Annotated in this window: 18 protein-coding genes; 4 read left to right on the top strand and 14 right to left on the bottom strand. The window is 70.0% G+C overall.

Annotation, left to right across the window (positions count from 1 at the left end; translation table 11 throughout):
* Nucleotides 1–5: 5 nt before the first annotated feature.
* The 6 genes from hslV to EGK76_RS13790 all read right to left on the bottom strand — a co-directional run bounded on the left by hslV (nucleotide 6) and on the right by EGK76_RS13790 (nucleotide 3,845).
* Nucleotides 6–560: an ATP-dependent protease subunit HslV gene (gene hslV, locus EGK76_RS13765; protein WP_096297100.1), complete on the bottom strand. Its 555-nt coding sequence runs from the start codon at nucleotides 558–560 to the stop codon at nucleotides 6–8.
* 68 nt (nucleotides 561–628) lie between these two features.
* The gene (locus tag EGK76_RS13770; RefSeq protein WP_096297099.1) at nucleotides 629–1,027 is read right to left on the bottom strand and encodes a hypothetical protein; all 399 of its coding nucleotides are present in this window, start codon (nucleotides 1,025–1,027) and stop codon (nucleotides 629–631) included.
* 19 nt (nucleotides 1,028–1,046) lie between these two features.
* Nucleotides 1,047–1,928 carry a tyrosine recombinase XerC gene (xerC, locus tag EGK76_RS13775; protein WP_123832991.1) on the bottom strand — a complete coding sequence of 294 codons (882 nt, stop codon included), beginning with the start codon at nucleotides 1,926–1,928 and terminating at the stop codon, nucleotides 1,047–1,049.
* Between the two features lie 21 nt (nucleotides 1,929–1,949).
* Entirely contained in the window at nucleotides 1,950–2,624 is a 675-nt protein-coding gene (locus EGK76_RS13780) for a DUF484 family protein (protein ID WP_096297097.1), read from the bottom strand.
* Nucleotides 2,621–3,463: a diaminopimelate epimerase gene (dapF, locus tag EGK76_RS13785; RefSeq protein WP_123832992.1), complete on the bottom strand. Its 843-nt coding sequence runs from the start codon at nucleotides 3,461–3,463 to the stop codon at nucleotides 2,621–2,623. Before dapF ends, EGK76_RS13780 begins: the two co-directional genes overlap by 4 nt.
* Nucleotides 3,464–3,506: 43 nt before the next feature.
* Nucleotides 3,507–3,845, bottom strand: a complete 339-nt coding sequence (locus EGK76_RS13790) for a hypothetical protein (RefSeq protein WP_123832993.1) — start codon at nucleotides 3,843–3,845, stop codon at nucleotides 3,507–3,509.
* A gap of 148 nt (nucleotides 3,846–3,993) precedes the next feature.
* Here EGK76_RS13790 and EGK76_RS13795 point away from each other — a divergent pair, with 148 nt between their 5' ends.
* Nucleotides 3,994–5,103, top strand: a complete 1,110-nt coding sequence (locus EGK76_RS13795; protein ID WP_123832994.1) for a DNA/RNA non-specific endonuclease — start codon at nucleotides 3,994–3,996, stop codon at nucleotides 5,101–5,103.
* Nucleotides 5,104–5,126: 23 nt separating this feature from the next.
* Complete coding sequence (locus EGK76_RS13800; protein WP_096297093.1) at nucleotides 5,127–5,561, top strand: hypothetical protein; 435 nt, start codon at nucleotides 5,127–5,129, stop codon at nucleotides 5,559–5,561.
* 5 nt (nucleotides 5,562–5,566) lie between these two features.
* On the opposite strand, the gene EGK76_RS13805 is transcribed toward EGK76_RS13800, so the two are convergent.
* Nucleotides 5,567–5,962 (bottom strand): YbaN family protein, encoded by a 396-nt coding sequence (locus EGK76_RS13805; RefSeq protein ID WP_123832995.1) that lies wholly within the window; start codon nucleotides 5,960–5,962, stop codon nucleotides 5,567–5,569.
* A gap of 392 nt (nucleotides 5,963–6,354) precedes the next feature.
* On the opposite strand from EGK76_RS13805, the gene queD reads away from it, so the two are divergent.
* Both queD and EGK76_RS13815 read left to right on the top strand, forming a co-directional pair.
* Nucleotides 6,355–6,711, top strand: a complete 357-nt coding sequence (queD, locus tag EGK76_RS13810) for a 6-carboxytetrahydropterin synthase QueD (RefSeq protein ID WP_123832996.1) — start codon at nucleotides 6,355–6,357, stop codon at nucleotides 6,709–6,711.
* 158 nt (nucleotides 6,712–6,869) lie between these two features.
* Complete coding sequence (locus EGK76_RS13815) at nucleotides 6,870–7,271, top strand: phasin family protein (protein WP_123832997.1); 402 nt, start codon at nucleotides 6,870–6,872, stop codon at nucleotides 7,269–7,271.
* 94 nt (nucleotides 7,272–7,365) lie between these two features.
* On the opposite strand, the gene EGK76_RS13820 is transcribed toward EGK76_RS13815, so the two are convergent.
* From EGK76_RS13820 to rhlB, 7 genes are all read right to left on the bottom strand, one after another.
* Nucleotides 7,366–7,767 carry a DUF3037 domain-containing protein gene (locus EGK76_RS13820; RefSeq protein WP_096297089.1) on the bottom strand — a complete coding sequence of 134 codons (402 nt, stop codon included), beginning with the start codon at nucleotides 7,765–7,767 and terminating at the stop codon, nucleotides 7,366–7,368.
* Nucleotides 7,751–8,527, bottom strand: coding sequence for a HipA family kinase (locus EGK76_RS13825; protein ID WP_096300283.1), 777 nt, complete (start codon nucleotides 8,525–8,527; stop codon nucleotides 7,751–7,753). The genes EGK76_RS13820 and EGK76_RS13825 overlap by 17 nt, the downstream gene beginning before the upstream one ends.
* The gene (ung, locus tag EGK76_RS13830; RefSeq protein WP_123832998.1) at nucleotides 8,527–9,225 is read right to left on the bottom strand and encodes a uracil-DNA glycosylase; all 699 of its coding nucleotides are present in this window, start codon (nucleotides 9,223–9,225) and stop codon (nucleotides 8,527–8,529) included. Before ung ends, EGK76_RS13825 begins: the two co-directional genes overlap by 1 nt.
* A gap of 43 nt (nucleotides 9,226–9,268) precedes the next feature.
* On the bottom strand, nucleotides 9,269–10,090 hold the full coding sequence (locus EGK76_RS13835; RefSeq protein ID WP_123832999.1) for a response regulator: 822 nt from the start codon (nucleotides 10,088–10,090) through the stop codon (nucleotides 9,269–9,271).
* Between the two features lie 3 nt (nucleotides 10,091–10,093).
* Nucleotides 10,094–11,044, bottom strand: coding sequence for a permease-like cell division protein FtsX (ftsX, locus tag EGK76_RS13840; protein WP_123833000.1), 951 nt, complete (start codon nucleotides 11,042–11,044; stop codon nucleotides 10,094–10,096).
* The gene (gene ftsE, locus EGK76_RS13845) at nucleotides 11,037–11,726 is read right to left on the bottom strand and encodes a cell division ATP-binding protein FtsE (protein ID WP_096300281.1); all 690 of its coding nucleotides are present in this window, start codon (nucleotides 11,724–11,726) and stop codon (nucleotides 11,037–11,039) included. Before ftsE ends, ftsX begins: the two co-directional genes overlap by 8 nt.
* A gap of 421 nt (nucleotides 11,727–12,147) precedes the next feature.
* On the bottom strand, nucleotides 12,148–13,911 hold the full coding sequence (rhlB, locus tag EGK76_RS13850) for an ATP-dependent RNA helicase RhlB (RefSeq protein ID WP_123833001.1): 1,764 nt from the start codon (nucleotides 13,909–13,911) through the stop codon (nucleotides 12,148–12,150).
* Nucleotides 13,912–13,970 lie beyond the last annotated feature (59 nt).

Raw genomic sequence — 13,970 nt, forward strand, 5'->3', positions numbered from 1 at the left:
GTCGGTCACAGCTCTTCGACCACCACGTTGCGGTTGGTGTAGATGCAGATATCGCCGGCGATGTTGAGCGCCTCGGTCGCCACCGTGCGGGCGTCGAGATCGGTATGCGCGAGCAGCGCGCGCGCCGCCGACAGGGCGTAGGAGCCGCCCGATCCGATCGCGATGATGCCGTCGTCGGGCTCGATGATGTCGCCGTTGCCGCTGATGATCAGCGAGGTCTCGGCATCGGCGACGGCGAGCAGCGCCTCGAGCTTTCCGTAGCGACGATCGGTGCGCCAGTCCTTGACCAGCTCCACCGCGGCGCGCACCAGCTGGCCGCCATGCTGCTGCAACTTGCCTTCGAAGAGTTCGAACAGGGTGAACGCGTCGGCCGCCGCACCGGCGAACCCGGCGAGCACCTTGCCGCCTTCGCCCAGGCGCCGCACCTTGCGCGCGTTGCCCTTCATGATGGTGTGGCCGAGCGTGACCTGGCCGTCGCCGGCGACGACCACCTTGCCGCCCTTGCGGATCGACACGATCGTCGTGGCGTGGAAAACGTTGGGATTCTGGCTGGGGTCCATGCGGCCTCCGTGGATCGAATCCACTGGATGGGGCCGCGACCGCCCGGATCAAGGCATCCGGCGCTGCGTCATTGCGTCGCGTCGGCCGCAGGCCCGCGTACGTGGCGGTCCAGCCGGCGTCCGGCGCGCACGCCCAGCACCGTGGCGATGCCGGAGACGACGATCGCCATCGCGTTCACAACCGCCGCATCCGCGAACGTGAACTGCCCGCCGCCGAGGCGCTGCACGACGAGCACGCTCGACACCCAGCCCACCGCCCACAGCACCAGCGCCGCGCGCATGAACGGCTGCCGCGCCGCGAAGGCGCCACCGGTCGAGGCCAGCAATGCGATCAGGCCGGCCTGCACCGCGGTCGACACCGGTGCCACGCCGGAGGGCATCGGCGGAAACAGCGAGGCGGCCAGCAGGCCGAGCAGCATCTGCAGGGAAACCGACACGGCCAGGCCGATGACGATGCGCAGGTTCATGGGCAGCTCCGGTTGCGCTTCAGGACTTGCGCCGCGCGCGTGGATGCGCGGCGTCGTAGACCTTGGACAGATGCTGGAAATCGAGATGCGTGTAGATCTGCGTGGTGGCGATGTCGGCGTGGCCCAGCAGTTCCTGCACGCCGCGCAGATCGCCGGAGGATTCGAGCACGTGGCTGGCGAACGAGTGCCGCAGCAGGTGCGGATGCACGCGCTTGAACATGCCCTGGCGCTGCGCCAGCACGCGCAGGCGCAGCTGCACCGCGCGCGCGGTGATCGGCCCGCCGCCACGGCCGGGAAACACCGGCCCCTCGGAAGTGCCATTACTTTCGCGGCGCCACTCCGCAAGGGCGCGCAGCGCATGGCTGCCGACCGGCACGCTGCGCTGGCGGCTGCCCTTGCCGAGCACGGTCACCAGGCCGCCGTCGAAATCCAGATCGCGCCAGCGCAGGCCGACCAGTTCCGACAGGCGCAGACCCGACGAATAGAACAGTTCCAGCAGCGCGCGATCGCGCAGGCCCAGCGGCGCATCGACCGGCACCTCGACCAGTTGCGCCGCCTCGTCGACGTCGAGCACCTGCGGCAGCTTGCGCGGGGCCTTGGGTCCACGCACGCCGGTCGCGGGATTGGCGGTGACGTGCCCATGCCGGAGCAGCCAGTGGTAGAAACTGCGACAGGCCGAGAGTCGCCGCTGCAGGCTTTTCGGCGACAGGCCGCCACGATGACCGGCGGCCACGAAGCTGCGGATGTCCTCGCCCTGCAATGCGCGCAGATCGTCGCGTGCATGCGCGGCGGCCCAGTCCACGAGGGCACCGAGGTCGCGGCGGTAGGCGTCGAGCGTATGCACCGACACCCGCCGTTCGACCTGCAGGTGCGCCAGAAACGCCTGGACGTCTGAATGCATGAGCTGGGCCGCAGACAGGCGTCAGGCGGTCTCGAACCGCCGCATCGCCGTGGCGAAGGCCTCACCCATCATGCGCAGGAACAGTGTGCCCATGCCCGGATAGAAGCGGTTGGCATCGCGGCTGCCGACCGACACCAGGCCGATGCCCGCCAGCGGCAGCAGCGCGCTGGACTGCACCTCGTCCACGCGTGGCCCGTACAGCAGCGACTGCTTGTCCGGATGCAGGCGGCCGCACAGCGGCTCTTCGTCCTTGAGGCAGTCGGCGAACGGCTGCAGCGCGCGGTCGTCGCGCGCGACGATCTGCAGCCAGTCCTCCTCGAGCCCGGGGACCGGGTTGAACAGCACGATGCGCACCAGGTCGCCGTTGAAGTCCTCGGCCAGCGTCGCGGCAAGCGCACGCACGGTGGAGGCGGCATCGGACTGGCGCATCAGCGCAAGGGTGAGCTGGTGTGTCCGCACCGCAAGACGCTCGTTCTCCTGCGAGATCGCGAACAGGTCGCGCAGGCGCTTGGACAGTTCACGGTTCTTGTCGCGCAGCACTTCGAGCTGGTAGCTCGCCAGCGACGCGGCGGGACCATCCTCGCGCGGCACCACCAGGGTCAACGCGAGATCCGGAAACTGCTGCAGGAAACGCGGCTGGCGGCGCAGCCAGGCGGCGACTTCGTGCGCGCCGAGCTTGTCGGTGGTCTCGCTCATGCAAATTCCCCTTCGAATACGAATGCGGCAGGCCCGGCCATCGACAGCGTCGCGTCGTCGTCCGGCCAGTCGATATGCAGTGTGCCGCCGGGCAACGATACGGCGACGCTGCGACCGGTGCGACCACGCCGCGCGAGCACCGCCACCGCCGCGCAGGCGCCGCTGCCACAGGCGAGCGTCTCGCCGACGCCGCGCTCGAATACACGCAGGCGGATACGGTCGGCGGCGACGACCTGGGCGAAGCCGACGTTGACCGATTCTGGAAACCAGGACGAGGCCTGCAGGGCGCGGCCGATCCGCTCGACCTCGGCAGTATCGATGTCGTCGACCTCGATCACCGCGTGCGGATTGCCCATCGACGCCGCGCCGAACGCGAGCGTGCCGACGCCATCGACCGGCAGCGTATACAGCGACAGTGGCGCATCGACACCGGCCATCGGAATGCGCGACGGCGCGAACTCCGGCACGCCCATCGCGACGCGGTAACCGTCACCGGCGCGGGTGACGCCGTGCAGGCCGGCCGGGCTTTCGAGCACGAAATCGTCCGTAGCCGCGCCATCGCGCACCAGCCACGCGGCCACGCAGCGCGCGCCATTGCCGCATTGCTGCGAGGACGAGCCATCGGCGTTCCAGATGCGATAACGCGCCAGTGCACCGGCCGCGCGCGGGGACTCGATGGTCAGGATCTGGTCGCAGCCGACGCCGGTGTGCCGATCGGCGAGTGCCCGGCACAGCGCGGCATCCGGAGGCGCCACGTCGCCGCGCAGGTCCAGCACGACGAAGTCGTTGCCGGCGCCGTGCATCTTGCTGAAGCGCAACGGTGCTGCCCGACGGGACATCAGCGCGCCGACCGCGGAAAGCAGGCGCGCGGCGCGCGCGGACTCACGGCGTGCCCGTGGCCGGTGGCACGTCGAGGATCACCGGCACCGCCGGCGGGGTCGTGACCTCTTCGACGTCAACCTCCTCCACCTCTTCGACCTCGGCGCCCCGGTCGACCTCGACCTCGACTTCTTCGACCTGGTCCGTCGTCGCGGCATCGTCCTCGTCCCAGGCCGCGGCATCCTCGGCTTCGAGCTGTTCGCGGGTCGGAATCGACGACTTGAAGATGTAGCGCCCGCGGTCTTCCGGCGGCACCTCCCGCGGCTGCAGGAGATCGGCCTTGTTGCCGCAGGCGGACAACAACATGGTGGCGGCGAGGAGCGGCAGGAGGCGGATGTGCATGCGCGGAAGTGTAGCCGCGTCGGGATGCGGGCAACACCATCGGCTCCCGCAGATGCCGAACGATCACGGCCGACCAAGGGTCGACCCCAGATTGTCCGCCCCGGCCGCCACTCCCAGACTTTCCGCACCGCGCCGACAGGACCGAAGGATGGGCATTCTCGATGGACTGGGCAACGCCGCCTCGCAGGTTGGCGGTGTCTTCAAGGGCGCGGGAGAGGTGCTCTGGGAAACCGGCGAAGGCGCCCTCGCCCTCGGCGGCAACGCGCTGAAGGCCGGTTACGACCTCGGCCCTGCCGGTTGGGCGGTGGATGGCGTCACCGGACTCTACGAACACGTCAGCGGGGAGACGGTGGCCACGCCGGACTGGCTGCCGTCGGCCGTACGCGGCGGGCACCGCATGGAGGCGGCCGCCGAGGTCGCCTCGACCATCGCGCGCAACCCCGGCCTCCTGGTCGACGCGGTGGTCCAGCCCATCGTCGCCGACTGGCAGGCCGGCAACTACGGCGAGGCGATCGGCCGCGGCGCGACCGAACTGCTGCTCACCGTGGTCGGCACGAAGGGCGTCGACAAGGCCGCGAAGGTCGCGAAGGCCACGGACGTGGCGGATGCCGCCGATGCCGCGCGCGTGGCCGACCGCGTGGAGGCCGCTGGCGACGCGGGCGGCACCAGCGCCGCGCGCGGCGCCGACGAGGCCGCGCTTGCCGACATCCTCGCCAATGCCCGCACCGATCGCAGCATTGGCGGGCGCCCGGTGCTGGCGTTCGAGTCGATGGACGACTTCAACCGCGCCGCCAACACCGCCCGCCCCGACACCGTCTACGAGTTCGGCAACTACCGCTGGACCACCGACGACGCCGGCCGCGTGATCAAGGCCGAAGGCAGCGTGTCGCTCGAGGCAGCGGGGCGCAACGATCCCACGCTGCAGCGCGCGATCGGCAACGAGGGCTACGCCACCGATGTCGGCTTCCATCTGATCGCCGACTCGTTCGCAGGCCCGACCAACCGTCTCAACGTCGTGCCCGGCAACGGCAAACCGCTGGCCGACGGCACCAAGAACCTCAACACCGGCGCCTACGGTCATCAGTTCGAGGGCCAGATCCGCGCGCTCAAGCGCGAGTCCCCCGACCTGGACATCCAGATGCGGGTCGAGCCGAGCTACGACGCCGGCAACACCAGCAACCGACCCGACAGCTTCATCGCGGCCTACCGCCAGGAAGGCGGCAAATGGGTGGAATTCGATTTCGATAACATCCGCTGATCTCCTGTCCGGCCCCTACCTCCATGATCGACGCCGTCGCCATCCAGCAAGCCCAGCAACAGGTCGTGCGTGAAGTCGCCGCCTGTGTCACCGATGTCATGGACGGCGAATGGGGCAACCGGGAGTGGAAGCGCATCGGGCTGCACGCCGAGATCGACACCGAAGGCGGCAAGCGCATCAGCTCGCAGACATCGGCGATCGCCGCGGCGCCGGGCGAGCCACTGGAGGATGTGGATTTCCGCCTCTCGCGCGCGGCCAAGGACGCGCTGGTCGCGCTGCGCGAGGCCATGCGCGACGATCGCGGCGCCTGGTCGAGCACGCTGCTGACGATCGAGCCCAGCGGCACTTTCTCGTTCGACTTCTCCTACGAACCGCCGCGGCGCCTGGCCGGTGACCTGCTCTACTCTCCGCTCGACGGCTTTCTCGAGCAATACGAGGCCCAGACCGGCGCGCGCTGAGCGCTTCACCCCGGCGGCGGCTCCGGTCGCAGCCACAACCAGCACCCGACGGCGACCATGCAGGCGATCGGCAGCGCGGTCATCCACCAGCGGTGCGCGGGGATCCACAGCATCAGTCCGACCAGCACCAGGCCGCAGCCGGTCATCGCCCCGGTCGCGAGCCATTTGGCGCGGCGGGTGACCGCGCCATGCGCCTGCCAGTCGCGGATCACCGGACCGAAGCGCGGGTCGGCGAGCAGCCGCCGCCGCAGGCGTTCCGATCCGCGCGCCGCGGCCCAGGCCGCGATCAGCACGAAGACCGTGGTCGGCAGGCCGGGCACGAACACGCCCGCAATCGCCAGGCCCAGGCTGGCATAGGCCAGCAACCACCAGGCCCAGCGGAAGCGCGCACGTCGTTGCATGCCCGCATTCTATGCGTGGCCCCCGACCGGCCACGTGTGCGAAGCCGGCGCCCCCGCCTCGTCGCGAGGGCCGCGCGTACTGGAGACGAGGCGCGCGCACTGTCGGAGTGCCGGTCCGGCCCCTCTACGCGGGCATGCCGGCGCTGGCACGCGGGCACGCGGCCTGGATGGACTCGAATCAGCGCGCTGGCCCCGCGATGCCCGCTCCCTGCAACGGATCACGGTCGCGGAACGGGACCTCCGCCTGGCCCGGCGGAGGTGGGGCCAAGCGTCCGCGAGGCGTGCGCGAGACGGATCGGACCGATCGATGGCCCGCAGCCCGGCGATGCCGGTGCGCGCATGCAGGCCGATGTTGTCATTGCCCCGGCGCCGGCCACGCCCGAGAATGCCGCATGGACATCTTCAAGGTTTTCACCCTCGAGGCGGCGCACCGGCTGCCCAACGTGCCGCCGGGGCACAAGTGCGCGCGTCTGCATGGGCACTCGTTCCAGGTCGAGGTCCACGTGTCCGGCGAGCCGGGCCCCGAGACCGGCTGGATCATGGACTTTGGCGATCTGAAAGCCGCCTTCCGGCCGCTCTACGACCAGCTGGACCATCACTATCTCAACGACATCGACGGGCTCGAGAATCCGACCAGCGAGCGGCTGGCGATCTGGATCTGGGATCGGCTCAAGCCGACCCTGCCGGCGCTGAGCGCGATCGTGATCCGTGAAACCTGTACTTCGGGCTGCCGCTATACCGGCCCCTGAGCCCACCCGGGATGACGTTTCAAGCGCCGCAAGCCCTTGATACGCAATAGAACTGAATACGCGGGGACCGTTCGTCGGAACAATGTTGCGATGCAACATGGGCGCGTTATGCTGCATCGCACAACCCGGCAGAGTGCCGGCACACGCAGGTAACCGCCATGTCGTATCAGTTCAACGAGCAGTTCACCGCCGCGTCGCGCCAGTTCGCCGATGCCGCCTCCCAGATCAATCACTTGGCGCTGGATAACTTCCAGAAGATCATCGGCCTGCAGCTGACGACCTTTGCCGAGAACGCCAACGCCACGTTCGCCCTTGCCAACGAAGCACTCGACGTCCGCGACATGGACGGCCTGAAGGCGCTGTTCCCGAAGGGCGCGCAGGTCGCCCGCGAAAACACCGAGCGGTTCGTCAATGCCTCGCAGGAAGTGGTGGGCCACACGGTGAAGACGCACGAAACCATCGCCCAGCTCGCGAAGTCCCAGGTCGAGGCCTCGACGGCCGATGTCCGCGCCCAAGCCGAGAAGGTCGCCAAGAGCACCGCGAAGACCGCCCGGCGCTGAGCGCGCTGCGGAGTTCCGGCTCCGCGCAATGAACTCCGGGCGATCCCTCCCTCGCCCGTAGCCGACCCGGCAGCCCCCACGCTGCCGGGTTTTTTTATGCGCCGCCCACCGGCCCGGGCGGCAGCACCATGCGCGCCATCAGGCGCGCGCACAGCCCGTCGGGATCGTCGGTGCGGCCGGTGTGCACCGGCGAGACCTGGATCATCGAGCTGCGCCGCGCGGTGAGCCAATGGAAGCGCGCGCGTGCCGGCAGCGCGGCGATCGGCCCGCCATCGGGATCGCCGCGGCAGATGCGCACGATCGCGTCGAGATGCCGCTGCAGCGTGGCGATGTCGGCATGTGGATCCAACGCGTGCAGGCGCGACGGATCCAGCGCCACCGCGGCCGCGAGCGTGCGTGCCCCCTGGCAGGACACGATCACGCCCGCGTTGATGAATTCCTCGCGTTCGACCCGTGGCACGACCCGGATCACCGCGTAGTCATAGACCCGCTGCATGCGCACGCTGCGCCTCCCCGACGAAGACGGACCGGTGCGCCAGGCGCGTGCAGAAGAACTCCACGTAGGCCGCGCGGTGCGCGTCGGCATCGGCGAAGCGCGGCTCTCCCGCGAGCCACTCGTCGGGCACCAGCGCGACGATGCGGCGGATGTCGGCCTCGCTGATGCGCGCGGACAGCGCCGCATCGGCGGCGTCGAGCGCGCTTGCGAACGGCAGCAGCACGTGGTCGGCGATCCGCGCGAAGGGCCCGGTCGCGATGCGCGCCGCACTGTCCCAGTCGTGGTGGAAATACAACGCCGCGCCGTGGTCGATCAGCGTCAGGCGTCGATGCCAGACCAGCAGATTGGTGTTGCGCGCAGTGCGGTCCACGTTGCAGATGAAGGCATCGAACCAGACGATCCGCGACGCCAGCGCGGCATCGGGCCGGTCCACCCCGGGATCGAAATTGATCGAACCGGGCAGGTAATCCAGGGCCAGGTTGCAGCCTGCGCTCGCGCGGATCAGATGCTGGATTTCCGGGTCGGGCTCGGTGGCGGCCATGTCCGGATCCAGATCGATGAAGACGATCTCCGGCATCGGCAGACCCAGCAGACGGGCGAACTCGCCGCCGATCAGCTCGGCCACCAGTGCCTTCGGCCCCTGCCCGGCGCCGCGGAATTTCATCACGTACATGCCGTCGTCGTCGGCTTCGACGACCGCCGGCAGCGAGCCGCCCTCGCGCAGCGGTGTGACGTAGCGCGTGGCTTCGACCGCGCGGATCACGCGACGAGCTCCGCGCGGCGCGGCAGCGACCAGTCGATCGGCGCGATGCCGCGCTTGCGCAGGAAGTTGTTGGTCCTGGAGAAGTGCCCGCTGCCCAGAAAACCACGGTGCGCCGACAACGGCGATGGGTGCGTGGTGCGCAGCACGCAATGGCGATGGGTGTCGATGACCTTGCCCTTGGCCTGCGCGTAGCTGCCCCACAAGAGGAACACCAGATCCTCGCGCTCGCGGTTGAGCACGTCGACGACGTGGTCGGTAAAGCCTTCCCAGCCCTTGCCCTGATGCACGCCGGGCCTGCCCTCCTCCACGGTCAGCACTGCGTTGAGCAACAGCACGCCGCGCTGCGCCCAGGGCATCAGCCAGCCGTGATCGGGCCGCGCCAGGCCCAGATCGCGTTCGATCTCCTTGTAGATGTTGACCAGCGACGGCGGCACCCGCACGTCCGGTCGCACCGAGAAACACAGGCCATGGGCCTGGCCCGCCCCGTGGTAGGGATCCTGGCCGAGGATCACGACCTTCACCGCGTCGAACGGCGTGGCATCGAAGGCGGCGAAGATCTCCGGACCGGGCGGAAAGATCCGGGCGCCGGCGGCCCTGCGCGCGCGCAGGAACGCCGACAGGGCCTGCATGTCGTCGCGGCGCAGCCACTCCCCGACATGTGCTTTCCACGACGGTTCGAGTCTGATGTCGGACATGTTCGGTTGGACGGCCGGGGGGGCGCGACAGGGTAGCGCGCCCTCAGTCCCGAATTGCCGACAGGCGCAGCTGGAACAGGGCCTTGGTCGCCAGCACCCGTTCTTCGGCCGGCTTGACCACCAGGTCGTTGGCACCGGCTCGCAGCAGCGCGACCTGATTGTCGTGGTTGCCGTCGCCGGTCATCACCAGCACCGGCAGCTGGCGCTTGCCATAGCCGAAATCACGCCGCACCGCGCGCAACAGGTCGTGGCCGCTGAGCTCGCCCTTGAGATAGACGTCGGTGAGCACGAGGTCCGCGCCGGGTGCGGCCGGGCCGTCGCGATAGGCCTCCAGATACGCCAGCGCATCCTCGGCGCTGAGCACATGGGTGACGCGCATCTGCTGGGCCTCGAGCATGCGCCGGGTTGCCAGCGCCACCGTGCGGCTGTCCTCGACGTAGAGCACGTGCGCATCGGGAATCGGCTCCGGCTGCACGTAGCCGCGGATGAACTCGGCCAGGGCGCGATGGCCCAGCGCCTTGTCGAAATGGTCGGTGACATCGTCGGTGAAGCGCCGCGCTTCGAGGTGCGCCTGGGCGTCGGCCGACACCACGATCACCGGCACGTAGCGCTGTCCGGTGGACTCGCGAACGCTGCGGGCCAGCTGCAGGCCGTCACCGTCAGGCAGCGACAGCGCGGTGCTGACCAGATCGACCGGCGCGGCGGCCAGGGCCTGCGTCGCATCGGCGAGGCTGGCGCAGTCGAGGATCTCCACGCCGGGCAGCGACTGTCGCAGCACGTCGCCGATCAGCCGGCGCACCAGCAGGGAGCCGTCGGCGACCATCACCCGGGGCGTGTCGCCGCCGAGGTGGCGGAGGTCTTCCATGCATCAGGTCTCGGTGGGTCGCGTCTGGCGCAGGAAGTGCCCGGTGACGATGCCGCCGCCGAGCCAGCCCAGCAACGCCGCGCCGCCCAGCACCGCCAGTACGCCCAGGGGCCCGAAGCCACGCAGGGCGAACGTGGCGCCATAGCTTGCGGCGAGTTCGGCAAGTGGCGGCTGCAGTGCGCGCCCGGCGAGCGCCAGCAGGCCCAGCGCGACCGCGCCGGCTGCGAGCCCGTACCAGGCGCCCAAGTAGAGGAACGGCCGCCGGATGAAGCCATCGGTGGCGCCGAGCAACTGCAGCACGCCGAGTTCCTCGCGTCGCGACTGGATATCGAGCCGAACCGTATTGCCGACCACCAGCAGGGCGCCGATGCCGAGCAGGGCCGCGAGCACCCAGACCACGCGTCCACCGAAGCGCAGCCAGCCGTCGAGCCGCTCGCGCCACTGGGCGTCGTGCTGGACAAGCTCGATCTCGGGCATCGCGCGCAGGGCGCCCGCCAGCAGCATCTCGTCGCCGCCGGGGGTCACGATCAACACGTGCGGCAGCGGATTCTCCCCCAGCACGTCGATGGTGTCGCCGAACTCGCCTCGCTCGCGCAGTTCCGCCAGCCCCTCGTCCGGCGAACGATGCACGACGCTGCCGACGTCGCCGCGCCCGCGAAGTTCCCCGGCCAGCGCCTGTGCACGCGCATCGTCGACATCCTGCTTGAGGAAGACGCTGATCTCGCGCGAGGCATCGATGCTGCCGCCAAGGCGGCCGACGTTGTCGAGCACCAGCCACAGGCCGAGCGGCAGCGCCAGCGCGACCGCCATGACGCCGATCGTCAGCGCTGCCGACCACGGCTTCCTGAAAAGCCGGCCGAGGCTGGCGAGCACGCTGTAGAGATGATGGTCGAACCAGGTTCCGACCGGAGAGCTGCCGCTGCGCGCAGGCTGGTTGCGGGGCGCCTCAGGCATCGGCGAGATCCTCCGGCGAGATGTCGTCGGCGAGCGTGCCGTGGTCGAGGACCAGGGTGCGCTTCTTCATGCGCTTGACCAGGCCCAGGTCGTGGCTGGCGATCAGCACGCTGGTACCGCGCTCGGGCAACTCGGCGAACAACGCCATGATCTCCGCCGAGAGGGTGGGATCGAGGTTGCCGGTGGGCTCGTCGGCGACCAGCAGCCGCGGTTCGCCGACGATGGCGCGGGCGATGCCGATGCGCTGCTGCTCGCCGGCCGACAGCTGGGTGGGCAATGCGCGCTCGCGGGCGCCGAGCGCCAGACGCTCGAGCACGCTGCGCACGCGCTTGCCGATCTCGGGTCGACGCATGCCGCGCAGGATCAGCGGCAGGGCGATGTTGTCGAACACCGTGCGGTCGGCCAGCAGGCGGTGGTCCTGGAACACCACGCCGATCTCGCGGCGATGCAGGGCGACCCGGCGGCCGCGGACCTTGAGCAGGTTGCGCTCGCCGAACATCACCGCGCCGCGGCTGGGCCGCTCGGCCAGATGGATGAGTTTGAGCAGCGTGCTCTTGCCCGCACCGGAATGCCCGGTGACGAAGATCATCTCGCCGGCCGCCACTTCGAAACTGACGTCCGCCAGCGCCACGTGGCCGCCGGAGTACTGCTTGCTGACATTGTCGAATCGCAGAACGCTCATGCTCCGAAGTATCGCAGGGAAACCGTGCGTGGCGATGTCATGCCCCGCACGCGGCTGCGACGCGCATCGCCGGGCGGGTGCGCGCGAGCGGCTCGACCACGCCCATGCGCCAGCGCCCTCGGGAGACAGCGTTGCGCTCCATGCGGGAGCGCGGCATGCGGTATCGAGTGCGAAGTTCGCGCATCGCGCCGGCCCCGCAGCGCCAGGCCCGGACTGCCGTGGCCGCGCTGCTGGCGGCGCTGCCGTTCCGGGGGCCGCAAGCGCGGCCATGGCCCGCATGCGGGTGCGACCGCCGAGCGCGGCATCGGGTGGAGTCACCGGCGCGCGTTCCCGCCCTGCTCGGTGATCCGCGCGGGAACCGCCCGCACGAAAAAGCCCCGCCGGAGCGGGGCTTTTTCTTCGACGGCCAGGCGACGCCGGATCAGCGCGTGTCGCCACCCGAGACCAGACGACGCAGCCCGCGACCGATGCGGCTGAGCAGCGACGGCGCCGTGTCGGCCTTCGGCGTGGTCGTCGCCGGCCGCTGGGTCGGGCGCACTTCACGCGGACCCTTGCCGGCATCGCCACGCGGCTTCGCCGGCGCCTCGACGGCTGCGGCCACACCGGGCTGCGGCGCGGCCGCACCCTGGACCTTCTTGCCGCCCCGCCGGCGGCGCGGCTTGCGCGGCGGACGCGATTCGTCCGGCGTCGCCTGGGCGACTGCAGCCGCGGCATCGATGACGGGCGCCGCTGCTGCGGCCGGCGCAGCGGGCGCAGCGTCGGCTGCGGCGTCTTCAGGCCGGCGACGCGGCTTGCGCGGTCCGCGCTCGCCACGGCCCTCGCTGCCCGACGCGCGCGCGCCGGGACCACTGCGGCCGCCACCGGCACCGCGGCCGCCGCCAGCGCTGCGACCGCCACCACGCTTGGCATCCTCGACCGCGCGGGCCTCGCGCACTTCCTTGAAGATCTCGCCGATGCTCTCGCCGTCCTCGGGATCGAGTTCGACGCCCTCGCGCGGCTTGCGCGGCAACGCGGTCAGCAACTCCGCGGTGACCGGCTCCACCGGGATCTTCTGTTCGATGTAGGCCTCGATCTCGGGCAGGCTCTGCGCATAGCGCTCGCAGGCGAAGCTGATCGCGTCGCCCTCGGCGCCCAGACGCGCGGTACGCCCGATGCGGTGGACGTAGTCCTCGGCATCGAACGGCAGGTCGTAGTTGAAGACATGGCTGACGCCGTCGATGTGCAGGCCGCGGGCGGCGACATCGGTGGCCACCAGCAGTTCGAGCTGGCCGGCCTGGAACTTCTTCAGCAGGCTCTCGCGCTTCTTCTGCGGCACATCGCCAGACAGCACGCCGACGCGGTAGCCGGCCTTCTCCAGCGCCCGCGCGACCCGCTCGATGAACGCCTTGGTATTGACGAACACCATCGTGCGCGCACCCTCGCTGCGCGAGAGCAGGCCCAGCAGAAGCTGCAGCTTCTCGTCGTCGGCGGGGAAGTACATCACCTGCCGGACCTTGGCATTGGTGATGAACTCGCTTTCGACGACCAGCTTCTCCGGCTCGTTCATGTGCTCGTAGGCGAGCTCGAGCACGCGGTGGCTCAGCGTCGCCGAGAACAGCAGCGTCTGCCGCTCGGTACGGATCGGCATGCGCCGCAGCAGGAAGCGGATGTCCTTGATGAAACCGAGGTCGAACATGCGGTCGGCTTCGTCGAGCACGCAGATCTCGCAGGCGTGCAGGCTGACGACCTTGTGCTGCTTGACGTAGTCGATCAGACGGCCGGGGGTCGCGATGATGACGTCGGCGCCCTCGGTGAGGATCTGCCGCTGCTTGTCGTAGTCCACGCCGCCGTAGACCAGGGCGAACTTCAACCCGAGGTGGCTGCCGAACTTCACCGCGTCCTTGTGGATCTGGATGGCGAGTTCGCGGGTCGGCGCGAGGATCAGCGCGCGCGGGTCTTCCGGCTTGCGGTCGGCCAGCGCCGGCTTCGACAACAGCCGGTTGATCACGGCGACCAGGAACGCCAGGGTCTTGCCGGTGCCGGTCTGGGCCTGGCCGGCGACGTCGCGGCCGGCGAGCGCCAGCGGCAGCGTCAGCGCCTGGATCGGCGTGCAGCGGGTGAACCCGGCCTCTTCCAGCCCGGCAAGCAACGCCGGATGCAGGTCGAAGGACGAGAAGGTGATGTCGGTAAGAGGCTTGTCGCTCATGCGTAGGAAGGTGTCCGGGGCGTCGCCGACTGGAGGGCGCCGCGTGCTTGCGTGGGAGG

Origin of the sequence: Luteimonas sp. 100069 (genome assembly GCF_003813845.1) — a bacterium.
In the GTDB taxonomy this organism is placed as follows: domain Bacteria; phylum Pseudomonadota; class Gammaproteobacteria; order Xanthomonadales; family Xanthomonadaceae; genus Luteimonas; species Luteimonas chenhongjianii.

What these genes read in the sequence shown, in the direction of transcription:
- rhlB (WP_123833001.1), bottom strand. Translation starts at nt 13,911, where the DNA reads ATGAGCGACAAGCCTCTTACCGACATCACCTTCTCGTCCTTCGACCTG.
- ftsX (WP_123833000.1), bottom strand. Translation starts at nt 11,044, where the DNA reads ATGCCTGAGGCGCCCCGCAACCAGCCTGCGCGCAGCGGCAGCTCTCCG.
- EGK76_RS13815 (WP_123832997.1), top strand. Translation starts at nt 6,870, where the DNA reads ATGTCGTATCAGTTCAACGAGCAGTTCACCGCCGCGTCGCGCCAGTTC.
- EGK76_RS13780 (WP_096297097.1), bottom strand. Translation starts at nt 2,624, where the DNA reads ATGAGCGAGACCACCGACAAGCTCGGCGCGCACGAAGTCGCCGCCTGG.
- EGK76_RS13795 (WP_123832994.1), top strand. Translation starts at nt 3,994, where the DNA reads ATGGGCATTCTCGATGGACTGGGCAACGCCGCCTCGCAGGTTGGCGGT.
- EGK76_RS13790 (WP_123832993.1), bottom strand. Translation starts at nt 3,845, where the DNA reads ATGCACATCCGCCTCCTGCCGCTCCTCGCCGCCACCATGTTGTTGTCC.
- EGK76_RS13820 (WP_096297089.1), bottom strand. Translation starts at nt 7,767, where the DNA reads ATGCAGCGGGTCTATGACTACGCGGTGATCCGGGTCGTGCCACGGGTC.
- EGK76_RS13800 (WP_096297093.1), top strand. Translation starts at nt 5,127, where the DNA reads ATGATCGACGCCGTCGCCATCCAGCAAGCCCAGCAACAGGTCGTGCGT.
- hslV (WP_096297100.1), bottom strand. Translation starts at nt 560, where the DNA reads ATGGACCCCAGCCAGAATCCCAACGTTTTCCACGCCACGACGATCGTG.
- EGK76_RS13805 (WP_123832995.1), bottom strand. Translation starts at nt 5,962, where the DNA reads ATGCAACGACGTGCGCGCTTCCGCTGGGCCTGGTGGTTGCTGGCCTAT.
- dapF (WP_123832992.1), bottom strand. Translation starts at nt 3,463, where the DNA reads ATGTCCCGTCGGGCAGCACCGTTGCGCTTCAGCAAGATGCACGGCGCC.
- ung (WP_123832998.1), bottom strand. Translation starts at nt 9,225, where the DNA reads ATGTCCGACATCAGACTCGAACCGTCGTGGAAAGCACATGTCGGGGAG.
- EGK76_RS13770 (WP_096297099.1), bottom strand. Translation starts at nt 1,027, where the DNA reads ATGAACCTGCGCATCGTCATCGGCCTGGCCGTGTCGGTTTCCCTGCAG.
- queD (WP_123832996.1), top strand. Translation starts at nt 6,355, where the DNA reads ATGGACATCTTCAAGGTTTTCACCCTCGAGGCGGCGCACCGGCTGCCC.
- ftsE (WP_096300281.1), bottom strand. Translation starts at nt 11,726, where the DNA reads ATGAGCGTTCTGCGATTCGACAATGTCAGCAAGCAGTACTCCGGCGGC.
- EGK76_RS13835 (WP_123832999.1), bottom strand. Translation starts at nt 10,090, where the DNA reads ATGGAAGACCTCCGCCACCTCGGCGGCGACACGCCCCGGGTGATGGTC.
- xerC (WP_123832991.1), bottom strand. Translation starts at nt 1,928, where the DNA reads ATGCATTCAGACGTCCAGGCGTTTCTGGCGCACCTGCAGGTCGAACGG.